Source organism: Geomonas agri, assembly GCF_020179605.1.
Taxonomy (GTDB): domain Bacteria; phylum Desulfobacterota; class Desulfuromonadia; order Geobacterales; family Geobacteraceae; genus Geomonas; species Geomonas agri.
In genome coordinates this window covers 1,248,396-1,261,273 of the sequence record NZ_JAINZO010000001.1, presented here as the reverse complement: position 1 = coordinate 1,261,273, position 12,878 = coordinate 1,248,396, and the positions used below count along the sequence as shown (strand labels likewise).

At 61.0% G+C, this 12,878-nt stretch carries 11 protein-coding genes; 1 reads left to right on the top strand and 10 read right to left on the bottom strand.

Translation table 11 applies throughout. The features are described 5' to 3' along the window. Positions 1 to 18: 18 nt before the first annotated feature. Both K7R21_RS05490 and fdh read right to left on the bottom strand, forming a co-directional pair. A complete protein-coding gene (locus K7R21_RS05490; RefSeq protein ID WP_224982271.1) occupies positions 19 to 819 on the bottom strand; it encodes a 4Fe-4S dicluster domain-containing protein in 801 nt (266 codons plus the stop codon). Beyond that, the gene (gene fdh / locus K7R21_RS05485; protein ID WP_224982270.1) at positions 816 to 4,082 is read right to left on the bottom strand and encodes a formate dehydrogenase; all 3,267 of its coding nucleotides are present in this window, start codon (positions 4,080 to 4,082) and stop codon (positions 816 to 818) included. The genes K7R21_RS05490 and fdh overlap by 4 nt, the downstream gene beginning before the upstream one ends. A gap of 475 nt (positions 4,083 to 4,557) precedes the next feature. Between fdh and K7R21_RS05480 the strand changes: the two genes are divergently transcribed. After that, complete coding sequence (locus K7R21_RS05480; protein WP_263630523.1) at positions 4,558 to 4,881, top strand: endonuclease domain-containing protein; 324 nt, start codon at positions 4,558 to 4,560, stop codon at positions 4,879 to 4,881. Positions 4,882 to 5,118: 237 nt separating this feature from the next. Here K7R21_RS05480 and K7R21_RS05475 read toward each other — a convergent pair whose 3' ends face one another. The 8 genes from K7R21_RS05475 to K7R21_RS05440 form a co-directional block, all read right to left on the bottom strand. Then, positions 5,119 to 5,451, bottom strand: a complete 333-nt coding sequence (locus tag K7R21_RS05475) for a c-type cytochrome (protein WP_224982268.1) — start codon at positions 5,449 to 5,451, stop codon at positions 5,119 to 5,121. A gap of 105 nt (positions 5,452 to 5,556) precedes the next feature. After that, positions 5,557 to 6,858 carry a phenylacetate--CoA ligase family protein gene (locus tag K7R21_RS05470; RefSeq protein ID WP_224982267.1) on the bottom strand — a complete coding sequence of 434 codons (1,302 nt, stop codon included), beginning with the start codon at positions 6,856 to 6,858 and terminating at the stop codon, positions 5,557 to 5,559. Between the two features lie 2 nt (positions 6,859 to 6,860). Further along, positions 6,861 to 7,604, bottom strand: coding sequence for an ABC transporter ATP-binding protein (locus tag K7R21_RS05465; protein WP_224982266.1), 744 nt, complete (start codon positions 7,602 to 7,604; stop codon positions 6,861 to 6,863). Positions 7,605 to 7,747: 143 nt separating this feature from the next. Continuing rightward, positions 7,748 to 8,500 (bottom strand): ABC transporter ATP-binding protein, encoded by a 753-nt coding sequence (locus K7R21_RS05460; RefSeq protein ID WP_224982265.1) that lies wholly within the window; start codon positions 8,498 to 8,500, stop codon positions 7,748 to 7,750. Then, positions 8,493 to 9,458, bottom strand: a complete 966-nt coding sequence (locus K7R21_RS05455; RefSeq protein ID WP_224982264.1) for a branched-chain amino acid ABC transporter permease — start codon at positions 9,456 to 9,458, stop codon at positions 8,493 to 8,495. Before K7R21_RS05455 ends, K7R21_RS05460 begins: the two co-directional genes overlap by 8 nt. Positions 9,459 to 9,468: 10 nt before the next feature. Then, entirely contained in the window at positions 9,469 to 10,353 is an 885-nt protein-coding gene (locus tag K7R21_RS05450; RefSeq protein ID WP_224982263.1) for a branched-chain amino acid ABC transporter permease, read from the bottom strand. 13 nt (positions 10,354 to 10,366) lie between these two features. Then, complete coding sequence (locus K7R21_RS05445) at positions 10,367 to 11,506, bottom strand: ABC transporter substrate-binding protein (RefSeq protein ID WP_224982262.1); 1,140 nt, start codon at positions 11,504 to 11,506, stop codon at positions 10,367 to 10,369. Positions 11,507 to 11,547: 41 nt separating this feature from the next. Further along, a complete protein-coding gene (locus K7R21_RS05440) occupies positions 11,548 to 12,690 on the bottom strand; it encodes an ABC transporter substrate-binding protein (protein WP_224982261.1) in 1,143 nt (380 codons plus the stop codon). Positions 12,691 to 12,878: the final 188 nt, after the last annotated feature.

The following is a 12,878-nucleotide window of genomic DNA, read 5'->3' as shown; positions in this document are numbered from 1 at the left end:
ACCTTCTCTGTGCCAGGCTCATTTCCGGTCCCCTCCCCTGCCATGGGCGGCGGCCAGTGCCGCAGCCGCCATCCCCGCTGCTGCCAACGCCATGACGCCCCACGCCCCTGCCACTCCCTTGGTCGGGACGTAAGGATCGGGCGGCAAGTTATAAGCCTCGGGTCGATCCAGCAACAGGAAGAAGGCGTGCAGTCCCTCCGTGCCCGGCTGGTCACGCCCACCCATCCCGTACAGCCACGCCTCGGTCACCCCGCGCCGGTGCAGCTCCTGCAAACGGGCAAGGGCGATCTCCTTCAAGTCATCCAGCTTCCCGAAGGTTATCGAATCGGTCGGACATGTCTTGGCGCAAGCGGGCTCGATGCCCTCTTTCTGGCGGTCGTAACAGAGCGTGCACTTCCAGGCCCGACCGTCGTCCTCGCGGCGATTGATGACGCCGAAGGGGCAGCAAACCACGCAGTAGCCGCAGCCGTTGCAGACATCCGGTTGGACATAGACGGTGTCGAACTCCGTGCGCACGATGGCGCCGGTTGGGCATGCCTCCAGGCAGCCGGCACGTTCGCAGTGTTTGCAGACGTCGGACATGAGAAGCCAGGAGAATGGTCGCGACGTGCTCTGTCCAGAGAGCCGCTGTTGGCGCTCGATGAACGCGACATGGCGCCACGTGGTCGCTTCCAGGTGAATGGTGTTGTCGTAGGAACGGCCGCTGAAAAAGTCTCCGTCAGCCGGGAGTTGGTTCCACTGCTTGCAGGCGACCTCGCATGCCTTGCAGCCGATGCAGACGCTGGTGTCGGTAAAGAAACCGGTAGCTGGAGTGGTCATGATTCCTCCGTCAATTCCGTCTTACCTGCGTGGAGCCCGTGTGCGCCGGCTGGCTTCTCGTGAACCGGTGGCAGGTCCCGCTCTGGGCCCGACACCTCACGCTGTGCCAGCGGCCCCTGGGCCGCCGCACGCCGCTTCTTGGACTTCCTCCCTGCCACCACCTGGACCGAGAACGCCTTCGATTCCTCTATGCTGACATTGGGGTCCGCCACGAAGGCGGTGAGTTCGTTGGCAGCATCACCGGTGGAGCGTCCGATCCAGCTCCAGTGATAGGGAAGCCCTACCGTGTGCAGCGTCCGCCCCTGCTGCACGAACGGCTGCATCCGCTCGGTCACCAGCACCCGCGCCTCGATCTCGCCGCGGATGGTGCTTACCGTGGCCCAGCCACCGTTCTCCAGCCCACGCAGCTGTGCCAGTTCCGGCGACACCTCGATGAACATCTCGGGTTGCAGCTCGCACAGCCAGGGCACCCATCGACTCATCCCCCCGGCGGTGTGATGTTCGGTAAGGCGGTAGGTCGTGCCGATAAAAGGATAATCGGGATCGCCCCACGCCTTGTGGTAGGGGTTGTCGTTGCGGACCCACTCCATGCGCGCCGGGTTGCACTGCTGACCGTAGAGCGGGTTTTTCAGCACCGATTCCTCGGGTTCGTAATGGGTGGGGAGCGGACCGTCCAAAAGTCCGTTGGGGTCGTAAAGCCACGCCTTCCCCTCCGCCTGCATGATGAAAGGATCGATGCCGGAGAGGGTGTCGATCCCCTTGGCGTCGGGGCCCGGGCGATAGTCGGGAGGACGTTCCACGATGAAGTCAGGGTTGTCGTAGCCGGTCCATTTGCGCTGCTCGGGGTCCCACCAGACGTACTTCTTCCGTTCCGACCACGGCTTGCCGTCGAGATCAGCGGACGCGCGGTTGTAGAGCATGCGCCGGTTGGCTGGCCACGCCCAGCCCCATTCCGGCGCCACCCAGGTCTGCTGAGCCGCCGGCTTTCTGCGTGCTGGCTGGTTGACGCCATCTTTGTAGCAACCGCAGTAGATCCAGCAGCCGCAGACCGTGCTGCCGTCGTTCTTAAGTTCCTTGTACCCGGAGAGATATTTGTGATCCCCCAGGGTGTAGCCGCCAATCTCGGCGAGAACCTCCTCGGCATCCGGTTCCTCGATCGCGCCGATGCTGCGGTAGTCCCAGGTCAAGTCGCGCAGGGCAAGGTCCTTGGGCTCCGACGAGGCCCGGTACAGCTCCTTCAGCCGCCGGCCGAGATGCCAGATGAAGTGCAGTTCGGAGCGGCAGTCGCCGGGTGGCTCCACCGCCTTGTGGTGCCACTGCAACAGACGCTGGGTGTTGGTGAAGGTGCCGTCCTTTTCGGTATGGGCGGCGCAGGGGAAGAAAAATACTTCGGTGCCGATCTCTTCCGGTTTGACGTCACCGGCGACGATTTCGGGCGCTTTGCGCCAGAACTCCGCGGTCTCCGTGGGGGCGAAATCGCGCACAACGAGCCACTTCAGGTTGCGCAGCCCCTTACGCTGCAGGGCGCAGTTCATCGATCCAACTGCCGGATTTTCTCCCATGACGAAGTACCCCTGCACCTTGGAGTCGGCCATGGCGGCCACCGTCACCATGTGAGAGTGATCGCCCGAGATATGGGGCAGGTAGTTGTAGCACCAGTCGTTCTGCAAGGTCGCAGCGGGACCGTACCATGCCTTCAAGAGGGAAACCATGTACTTGGGGAACTCGCTCCACCACCCCGAGGCGGACTCGTTGTACTCCAGATATTTCTTTAGATCTGTGTCATAGGAGGCCTTGGGCATCGGGAGGTAGCCGGGGAGCATGTTGTACAGGGTCGGGATATCAGTGGATCCCTGGATGGAGGAATGCCCGCGCAGAGCCATGATGCCGCCGCCGGGACGGCCGATGTTGCCTAAGAGCATCTGCACAATGGCGGCGGTGCGGATGTATTGAACGCCGATTGAGTGCTGGGTCCAGCCGACGGCGTAGCAAAACGCGCTGGTCCGTTCCCGGCCGGAGTTGTCGCACAGGGCACGTGCCACCGTCTCGAACATCTCGGGCTGGATACCGCATGCCTCCTGCACTACTTCGGGCGTGTAGCGGGAGAAGTGTCTCTTCACGATCTGGAACACGCACAGCGGATCGGTGAGCGTGAAGTCGTGTTGTTCCGCCGCAACGATGGCGCCGCGTTCGGCGCGCGGCTCACCGGAGAACATTTCGCGGTGGCCGGCGGCAGGGGTCACTTCCAGGCCACGATACTGCCAGGACGATGGGTCGTACTGCCCCTTCTCTGCATTCCAGCCGCTGAACAGACCGTCCAGGTCCTCCGTGTCCTGATAGTCCTCGGAAACCAGGGCAGCAGCGTTGGTGTAGTTGATGACGTAGTCCCGGAACCAGCGCTCGTTACTGATGATGTAATTGATCAGGCCTCCCAGGAAGGCGATGTCGCTGCCGGGGCGGATGGGGACGTGAATGTCAGCGACGGCGCTGGTACGGGTGAAACGGGGATCGACATGAATGATGGTGGCGCCTCGACGTTTGGCCTCCATGACCCAGCGGAAGCCCACCGGGTGGCACTCGGCCATGTTGGAGCCCTGGATGACGATGCAATCGGAGTGCTGCAGGTCCTGCTGAAAGGTGGTTGCCCCTCCCCTGCCGAACGAGATCCCCAGACCGGGGACGGTGGAGGAATGTCAGATGCGTGCCTGGTTCTCCACCTGGATTATGCCCAGGGAGGTGAACAGTTTCTTGATGAGGTAGTTTTCTTCATTATCCAGGGTCGCGCCGCCCAGGTGTGCGATACCGAGCGTGCGTCGCAGCGGATGCCCCTGTTCGTGCTGGTCCTCCCAGGTTTCGTCGCGGGTCTGCTTGACCCGGTCAGCCACCATGTTCATCGCCTGTTTGAGCGGGATCTTCTCCCACCTCTTGCCGTAGGGGCGCCGATACAGGACGTTCATGACCCGGTGAGACCCGGTAACGAGTTGCATGGTTGCTGCCCCCTTAGGACAGAGGCACCCCTCCGAGATGGGAGAGTCGTAGTCTCCCTCTATGTCCATGATCTTGCCGTCCTTGACGTAGACCTTCTGGCCGCAGCCGACGCCGCAGAATGGGCAGACCGACCCCACTACCTTGTCCGCCTCCGCGATGCGCGGTTTCAGGTTGCGCGTCCGTTCGCTCATCGCGGACTCACCCAGTCCCGACGGATCGCCGTTAGTCAACTGGCGTAGCGCCGGCCATTTAAAGAGCCAATGTTCCTTTCCCATCGCCCGCTCCTTGCTAAACCGGGATAAAAACATTAGATCGGTTTAACAGTATTGGCGACAAAGTCAAACTTAAAAAGTCTCCAGCCAAAGCTCAGGGTTAAGGGTATAGTGTGACCTCGAACCACAGTCTGCCAGCAAAGATCAAATCCCCCCTGTCCCCCCTTTTACAAGGGGGGGAACCTGAACTCTGGTGCTGACCTGCGTGGCCAACAACCGACGGTTGCACCCAGTTGAGTGGAGCACGAAGCGCTTCACTACATATCACGTCCCCCCCTTTAACAAAGGGGGGACAGGGGGGATTTAGCTATGTCCCGGCACCTCCTTGCCATCACAAGAAACGGAACTACCTTGCCCACAAAGCGCAGCACGGGCACTCGCGTCCCCCCCTTGTTAAAGGGGGGCCAGGGGGGATTCAGCCTTGTTCCGAAATTACAATCACCATCTAAAATGGCCATCCCGTACACTGCGCAAACAGATGACCGAGGCCGAGCAGCTGCTGTGGTCTCACCTGCGGGGCAAGCAACTCCTCGGGCTCCAGTTCCATCGTCAGAAACCGCTGGGGCCTTATATTGTCGATTTCTTTGCTGCCGCCGCACAATTGGTGATTGAGGTCGATGGCTGTCAGCATCTTGAGGAGGAGCAGTGCAAGGGTGATGCTGCCCGAGACGTGTCTCTGAAAGAACAGGGATTGATGGTGCTGAGATTTGACAACCGGCAGGTATTAGTGGAAACGACAGCGGTATTGGAAGAAATATTTAGGATGTGCCAGCAAAGAGCAAATCCCCCTGCCCCCCTTTAACAAGGGGGGAACGTAAGTAACGTGCAGCGATTCGTTGACGAATTTGCTGTGGGGGGTCAGGCACTGGGTTGAATAAAGCAAATCCCCCCTATCCCCCCTTTAACAAGCGGGGGAGCCTGAAGCCAAGTGCAGCACTTCGTAGAACAATCTGCTGTAGGGCTCCGGTTCCCTGCTTCAATAAAAAAGCACCTGCTGGCGCAAGGCCGGCAGGTGCTTTTTGCATTATCTGAAGCGAGATTATTTAAAGGTGGTGAGGATGTACTTGGCGATGGCGTGGGCTTCGGCATCGGGCACTGCTTTGGCATCGAACTTGGTCATGCCGGGGCCGGGGTTGCGCATCTTGGCAACGATGTCCTTCTCGGTCTTGATGCCGTTGGCGGCGAGCTCTTTTTTGCCCAGGCCCTTGCTGGGTTTGATGATGTTGCCGCCTTTCGGGTGACAGGCGACACAGTGTTGGTCGAACTTGGCCTTGGCGTCGATCTTCTCGCCTTTCTTGGCCTCGGCAAAAGCGGGAACCGCGATTACGGACATAGACAGTACAGCAGCAGTAGCAACGAGAACTTTTTTCATGTTGATTCCTCCTTGGTAGTATCGGGGGGGCGTGCCCCAGTTGAGTATGCTTGCAGCCTTGACAATGACACCCGGCTTGAAAGCAAAAGCGGAATCAATGCTAGTCTAGATTTTCCTGTTGTCAATGACGCGACATGCTTTGCCTTCGGCTCGCGGAATGCTGTTGGGCTCCACCAGCTTCACCACGGCGCCGACGCCGAGCACGGAATCAATCTTCTTCTCCACCTGGTCCAGGAAGGCCTTCTGCTTCTTCATCTCGTCAAAGAAGATGTTCTCGGTTACCTCGATGCGGATCTCCAGGGTGTCCAGCGCACCCTTGCGATCCACGACCAACTGGTAGTGAGGTTGGCACCCTTCGATGGCGAACAGCACGTCCTCGATCTGCGACGGGTAGACGTTGACCCCCTTGATGATGAGCATGTCGTCGGAGCGCCCCATGGTTTTCTTCATGCGCACCATGGTTCTGCCGCAGTCGCACTTCTCGTAGTCCAGTGAGGTGATGTCGCGGGTCCGGTACCGAACCATCGGGAAGGCTTCCTTGGTGAGCGAGGTAAGCACCAGTTCGCCGACGCTGCCGGGAGGCAGCACGGCGCCCGTATCCGGGTCGATAATCTCGGCGATGAAATGATCCTCGGAGATGTGCATGCCGCGCTTGCACAGGCACTCGCCGGCGACGCCCGGGCCGATCACCTCGGAGAGGCCGTAGTTGTCGGTGGCGGTGATGCCGAGCCGTTCCTCAATCTCGCGGCGCATCGCCTCGGACCAAGGCTCGCCGCCGAAGAGACCGACCTTCAGAGTGAGACCCTTGGGATCGATCCCCATTTTCTCCATCCGCTCCGCGATGGTGACGGCATAGCTCGGCGTAGAGACCAGCGCGGTGGTGCGGTAGTCCTGCATGATCATGATCTGCTTTTCGGTGTTGCCCGACCCCATCGGGATGACGGAAGCGCCGATCATTTCGGAACCGTAGTGCAGGCCAAAAGCACCGGTGAAGAGACCATAGCCGAACGCGATCTGCACCACGTCGTCACTGTTAACCCCGGCCGCAGTCATAAAGCGGGCAACGAGGCTGGACCAGACCTTCAGGTCGTGCTTGGTGTAGCCCACGACCGTCGGCTTGCCGGTGGTGCCCGAGGAGGAGTGGATGCGAACCACCTCGCGCAGCGGCACTGCGAACATGCCGTACGGGTAGTTGAGGCGTAGGTCCTCCTTGGTGGTGAACGGGAGCTTGGCCAGGTCGGCGAGGGATCGGACGTCCTCGGGGACGATCCCCATTTCCTTGAACCTGTTGCGGTAGCAGGTGACGTTCTTGTAAACGCGGTTCAGAGTAGCCTGGAGCCGCTCCAATTGGAGCTGCTCGATCTCCTCCCGCGGCATGCACTCGTATTCGGGCTCCCAAATCTGCATAGCTACCTCTCCCAAATTTCTTTCTTGTCGCGCCCCAGATAGGCGCGCTGCACATCCTTGTTTTCCAACAGTTCGGACGCCTTTCCTTCAAGTATCACTTTACCGGTCTCGAGGACGTAGCCGCGATCTGCGACCTTCAGCGCGGCGCGTGCGTTCTGCTCCACCAGGAGGATGGTGGTCCCCTCCTCGCTGCGCAGGCGCTCGATCACCTTGAAGATGTCCTGCACCACCAGCGGGGCAAGTCCCATGGACGGCTCGTCCAGAAGCAAGAGCTTCGGGCGTGCCATAAGCGCGCGACCGATGGCGAGCATCTGCTGCTCACCGCCGGAGAGGGTCCCGGCAGCCTGGCGGCGACGTTCCTTGAGTCGCGGGAACATCTGGTACATTCGCTCCAGGTCCGTTCCGATGTCGTGTCTCTGTCCGCCGGCCCGGTAGCGCAGGTAGGCGCCCAGCTCCAGGTTTTCCTCGACCGTGAGCGGGTTGAAAACCTGGCGTCCTTCCGGCACCTGGGACAGCCCCAGCGAGACCACGCGATCCGCGGCCTGCCCGACGATATCCTTCCCTTCGAGCAGGATCTCCCCGCTGGCGGTGGGGATGATGCCGGAGAGCGTGTTGAGCAGCGTGGTCTTCCCCGCGCCGTTGGCGCCGATAAGGGTCACTATCTCGCCGGCCTTCAGGTGCAGCGATACGTTCTTGAGCGCGTGCACCTTCCCGTAATAGGCGTTGATGTTCTTGATCTTTAGCATTTGGTTCCTTAAAAGACTCCCCTCGCCCTCCGGGAGAGGGGCTGGGGGTGAGGGCGCCGCAATATGCGCCTCACTCACTTCGTGGCACAGCCCTCACCCGCCCTTCGGGCACCCTCCCCCTCCGGGGAGGGAACTGGACTAGCCTATTCCTCCCCGAGGTACGCGGTGATAACGGCCTGGTTGTCCTGGATCTGGCGCGGGGTCCCTTCCGCCAGCATGGAGCCCAGGTTGAGGACCACCAACTGGTCGCAGATGTCCATGACCAGGTCCATGTCGTGCTCGACCAAGGCCACCGTCACGCCAAGGTCTCGGATCCGCTTAATCAGCTCGGCCAACTCCGCCGTCTCGCTGCTATTGAGGCCCGCCGCCGGTTCGTCCATCAAAAGGATCTTCGGCTCCAGCGCCATGGCGCGCGCGATCTCCAAAAGCCGTCCCTTGCCGAAAGACAGAGTGCCAGCCTGGACCTCGGCCAGCTCCTGGATGCCGACGAAGTCGAGCAGTTCCATGGCCCGCGCGCGTATGCGGCGCTCCTCGCTCATCTGCCAGGGCATCCGGAACGAGCAGGCGAATAAGCCGGAGCTGCTCTGGGTGTGCAGACCGACCATGACGTTCTCCAGCACGGTCATCTTGCCGAAGAGCTCGATGTTCTGGAAGGTGCGCACCAGTCCCAGCCGCGCGCGCCCTTCCGGCGGCAGCTTGGAGATGTCCTTCCCCTCCAGGAGCACGGCTCCGCTGGATGGGGGATAGATCCCGGTGGCGACGTTGAAGAGCGTGGTCTTGCCTGCGCCGTTGGGACCGATGATGCCGGTGATGGAGCCCTTGCCGACATTGAAGCTGATACCCTCCAGGGCGATCAGTCCGCCGAACCTCTTGCCGATTCCGTTCAGGCTAAGCATCGCTCCCCTCCGTTACCTTCTTCGCCGGCACCAGGAGCCGGAACAGCGCCGGAATCCCCTCCACCAGGCCGCCGGGGAGGTAGATGGTCATGGTAATCAGCAGGAGGCCGTACACGATGATGTCGTAGTCCTGGAAGGTGCGCAGCATCTCGGGGAGCAGGGTCAGCAGCAAGGCACCCAGGATGGAGCCGTACACGCTCCCCAGGCCGCCGATAACCACCATGGTGAGCAGCTCAACCGACATGCTGAACCCGAAGGAGTTGGGCGAGATAAAGGTCATCACGTGACAGTACAGGCTCCCCATGATGGCGGACATGAATGCCGACAGGGTGAATACCTGCACCTTCATGAGCCTCGCATTGACGCCCATGACGCGGGCGGCCACCTCCGAATCGTGGATGGCGCGCAGGCCGCGCCCGAAACGGGAGTTGACCAGGTTCAGCGATAAGAGGATCATCCCAAGCGCGAAGACCCAGACCAGGTAGTAGTTCTTCAGGTCAGAGTCGAAGGTGAGGCTGCCGATGCTGAGATTGGGAATGCCGGAGAGGCCGGACGGGCCGCCGGTGAGGTCTACGGTCTCGTTGAAGGCGATGTTGACGATGACGCCGACGCCGAGGGTGGCCATGGCCAGGTAGTGCCCTTTCAGGCGCAGCACCGGGAAGCCGATGGCGAAGGCGAAGGCAGCGACGCAGAGGGCGACGGCGATCATGGCGAGCCAGGGGTTGAGGCCGTAGGCGGTAGTGAGCACGCCGGAACCGTAGGCGCCCAGGCCGAAGAAGGCAGCCTGCCCGAGCGAGATCTGGCCAGCGTAGCCCAACAGGAGGTTGAGCCCCAGGGCGAGCACGCTGTTGATCCCGACAAAGATAAGGACGTTGGTAAGATACCCACCGGAGAGCGGCAGCGGGATAAGCAGCACCACGAGGGCAAAAAAGAGAAATTTTATTCTGTCCGATTTCAAAGTAAAACCTTTAAACCCTTTCTGTTTCGCCCTTCTTGAAAAGCCCCTGCGGCCTGATGAAAAGGATCAGGAGCAGGATGAAAAATGCGATGGCGTCCTTATAACCGGAGGAGATGAGGCCGGCGCCGAGCGACTCGAGGGTGCCGAGGATCAGGCCACCCAACACGGTGCCGAGACCGCTCCCCATGCCGCCCATGATGGCGGCACAGAATCCCTTCAACCCCAGCATGACGCCGACGTCGTAGGCGGTCATGGTGAGCGGCGCGATGATCACCCCTGCCAGCGCACCGACCGCGGCGGAAATCACGAAGGAGAAGAGCACCATGCGCCCGACGCTGATGCCGACCAGGTTTGCGGCGCGGCGGTTGAAGGAGCAGGCGCGCATGGCCTTGCCGCTGATAGTGTGGTTGAAGAAGAGTCGGCAGCCGATGATGACCAGCACGGTGACGCCGAAGATCCAGAGATGCTGCGGTAGCAGGGTCGCCCCGGCGATGCTGATCGGGTCGGTCCCGGAAAAGGCCGGCAGCGCCTGGGTGTCCTTGCCCCACAGCAGCATCACCAGGCCGCGAATCAGGATGCTGGCGCCGATGGTGATGATGATGAGCATGAGCGGGGTGGCGTTTTTGAGCGGCCGGATGGCCAGCCGCTCGAAAACAAGGCCGATGATAGTGGTTACCGCTACCGCGACGACGATGGCCGCCAGCAGCGGCAGATGCAGCACGTTCAGCGAGAAGATGGTCAACACCCCGCCCAGCATGACGAACTCACCCTGGGCGAAGTTGATGATCCCGGTCGAATTGAAGATGATGGCGAAGCTGAGGCCAATAAGGGCGTAGATGGAACCTGTGGCGAGCCCCGATATGACGAACTGCGTTACCTGGTTTAAAAGCTCCATGAATCCTCTTTACCTACTTGACCAGCACCCAGTCTTTTTTGCGCACTTCGACCAGGGTAAAGGCATCCTTGGTCAGACCGGCGTGGTCCTTGGCGGAGTAGCTGAACACACCGCCGATACCCGGGAAGTTGCGAGTATTTTCCAGCGCATTGCGGATACCGGCAGGGGTGTCGCCGCCTTTCTCGATGGCGCCTTTCAGCAGCATGACCGCATCCCAAGCGTGGCCGCCAAAGTGGTCACCCTCGGCCCTGAAGTGGTTCTGATAATCCTTGATGAAGGCAAGCAGAGAGGGTTTTTGCTTGTCGGTTTTCGGCAGAAGGTCGGCGACCAGCACCTTGCCGGACGGCAGCTTGATCCCCTCGGCTGCATCGCCGGCCAGCTCGATGAACTTCTTGGAGGAGACGCCGTGGCTCATGTACACCGGGATGGTGAGGCCGAGCTGCTTGGCGTTTCTGGCGATGACGGCCGGCCCCGGGTTGGTGCCCCAGCAGATGAGGGCCTGGGCCTGGGAACCGCGGATCTTGGCCAGTTGCGCGGTCATGTCGGTGTCCTTGGGACCGTAGGTGTCGTCGGAAAGGATCTGGATGCCGTAGTGCGCTGCCTGCGCCTTCAGTTGCTCCCGGCCGGAAGCGCCGAAGCCGTCAGAGACGGTCAGGATGGCGACCTTGGTCTTCTTCTCCTTCTTCAGCTGCTCGTAGATCTTCGCCACGGCCAGCCCGTCGTTCTGGGCGGTCTTGAAGACCCACTTTTTCACCGGCTCGGTGATCTTGCTGCCCGCCGCGCAGGAGATGAGCGGTACCTGGGCCTTCTCGACGATGGGGATGATAGCCATACTGTCACCGGTGGTGCTGGGACCGATGATGGCGACCACCTTGTCGTTCTTGACGAGCTTGTTGGCGAGCTGAACGGCCTTGGTGGCATCCCCGCCGGTGTCGTAGGTGATCAGCTCCAACTTGCGCCCCTTGACGCCGCCGGCCTTGTTGATCTCGTCAACCACCATCTGCGCAGTGTTACGCTCGGGCTCGCCGAGGAACGACGCGGGGCCGGTCACGGCGAAGAGCGCGCCGATCTTGATCGGCGGAGCTGCCAGTGCGGCGGTGGACAGGCAGAATAATGCAAACGAAGCAAAAGCAGTCGAGACTAGTTTTTTCACGATTTCCCTCCCCTTTTGAGCGGCACTCCTGCCGCAGGTCGTTATTTTACGATGACCCAGTCGCCCTTAACGATGCGGACCATCTCGAAGGCGCCCAGATCGAGGCCGTTGTGATCGGTCGGCGACATCTTGAAGACGCCGGACACGCCTACCATGCGGCCGTTTTTCTCGATACCGTCGCGGATCTGGGCCGCGGTGGCGGCCCCTTTCTTGATGGCCGCGGCGATCAACTGGAAGCCGTCGTAAGCGTAGCCGCCGAAGGTGGAAGCCTCGACGCCGTAGCTTTTCTTGTAGTCGGTGTTGTAGTCCTTGAGCAGTTTCGCCTGCGGGTCGCTCGCCTTCAGCAGGTCGAACACGGCCAGTTTGCCGGCGGGGAGCATGATCCCCTTGGCGGCCTGCGCGGTGGCCAGCTCGATGTACTTCTTGGAGGCGACGCCGTGGCTTTGGTAGACCTGGGTCTTGATGCCCAGCTGCTGGATGTTGCGAGTGATGATGGCCGGGCCGGGATTGGTGCCCCAGCAGATGATGGCGTCCGGTTTAGCAGCCTTGATCTTCGTAAGCTGCGGGGTCATGTCGGTGTCTTTGGGCGAGTAGACTTCGTCAGCCACGATCTTGAAGCCGCGCTTGGCGGCCATCTGCTTCAGCTGTTCCCGTCCGGAGGAACCGAAGGAATCGGAGACGGTGATCAGGGCGATGTTCTTCTGCTTCAGCTTCTCCGCCTGAATCAAGATCTTCTCCGCCGCAACATGGTCGTTGGCGGGAGTCTTAAAGACCCATTTCTTGACGGGGTCGGTGATCTTGATGCCGGCGGCGCAGGAAACGAGCGGGATCTGTTCTTTCTCGGCGACCGGGATGACGGCCATCGATTCACCGGTGGTGCTCGGTCCGATGATGGCGACTACCTTGTCGTTCTTGATCAGCTTGTTGGCGAGTTGCACAGCCTTGGTGGCGTCCCCGCCGGTGTCGTAGACGAAGAGCTCGATCTTGGAGCCGTTGATGCCCCCCTTGGCGTTGGCCTCTTTGACCAGCAGTTCAAGGGTGTTCTTTTCAGGTTCGCCAAGGAAGGAAGCAGGACCGGTAACGGCGAAGAGTCCCCCGATCTTGATCGGAGCCGCGGCGAAGGCCGCGCTGGCACTGCACAGAAGCAGCATGGTGATACCGATTACAGCGAACATCTTTCTCATCTGTTGCCCCCCTCTATATGGTTAACCCAACGAATATCAGAAGGTTATGCTACTACAGTTAAAGCAACGGTTCAGATCGGAGGTCTTGCGGGCACATACTCCTCCCCCCGGAGGGGGGAGGCTGGGAGGGGGGAAGATTCAAAGGGACGAGGTGTGGGGCACCCCCCCCCACACCCCCCCCCCGGGGG